The following is a 947-nucleotide window of genomic DNA, read 5'->3' as shown; positions in this document are numbered from 1 at the left end:
GAATCGAGAACGGAGGTCGGTAAAACCCAGCTCTCATGTATTTTTTTCTTTATATTTCAGATGGATAGATAAAAAGGCCTTCAGCGGGGCTCTGTCCGCCAAAGCCGTTTACTGGCGAAAGCCTTGCCCGATCCGGTCTTGAAATATCGCTCGAACTGCCGTGCGTTGGTCTCGGTTTCGACCGCGATATAGGTCTTCAGGGCTACAGGCAGATAGGCTCTGGTCGAAGTCACATAGCCTGATTGATGCGATTCGAACCGGCGTCGAAGGTCGTTTGTCGACCCGACATAGACATCGCCATTATGAAGCTGCAGGAAATACACGTACCACATGGTCCCCGTACGCTACTTCGTAGCTTCGGGCGACACTCCCACGCCGATGCGGTTCCGGGTGGCCTGCCACCCGAAGCCCGCAGGGCGTAGGGTGGCGGAGAGGATGGGATTCGAACCCACGAGAAGCTTTTGACCTCTACTCCCTTAGCAGGGGAGCGCCTTCGACCACTCGGCCACCTCTCCGTTGCGCCGCTGGATAAAGAAAAGCGCCGGCACAATCAACAAGCCCGCATCATTATATGCAAAAATAAGAAGGCGCCGAACCGCGACCCCCATGGATGTGGCGGTTCTGCGGTTGTTTCCTGGCTAGCGACTCGGGAATTCGCCATGATTCCGTCGGCCCATCGCCGGATTCGCCGGCAAACAAGGGAGTGCGGCGGCCTGATGGTTAACGAGAGCTTTCTGAGTGAGGCCAAATCGTGTCATTTGTGCAACAACGCCGGGGGATAGCAGCCAGGCAGCCCTTTCACCGGTACGATCGTGGTTGAACCTCGCCGCCTCATGGGTAATGTCGATTTCGAAGGAGCGGCGCGGTGCGCATCTTTTTCGGTAGTGGGGATGGGGCAGGGAACGCTGTCCTTCAGCAAAGAATACCCAGACCCGTTTTTTAACTTT

The 947-nt window shown here is 56.0% G+C and carries 2 protein-coding genes and 1 tRNA gene; all 3 read right to left on the bottom strand.

Annotated features, from left to right (window positions below; translation table 11 throughout):
• Nucleotides 1-80 precede the first annotated feature (80 nt).
• Entirely contained in the window at nt 81-332 is a 252-nt protein-coding gene (locus AC0L2D_RS31785; RefSeq protein ID WP_013532600.1) for a GIY-YIG nuclease family protein, read from the bottom strand.
• Nucleotides 333-424: 92 nt separating this feature from the next.
• A tRNA-Ser gene (locus tag AC0L2D_RS31780) sits at nt 425-515 on the bottom strand.
• 123 nt (nt 516-638) lie between these two features.
• Nucleotides 639-947, bottom strand: a 309-nt coding sequence (locus AC0L2D_RS31775; RefSeq protein ID WP_206517976.1) for a hypothetical protein, incomplete at its 5' end; no start/stop codon positions are given.

This window comes from Mesorhizobium sp. WSM4833, from assembly GCF_055811095.1.
This window is presented reverse-complemented; position numbering and strand designations above follow the sequence as displayed.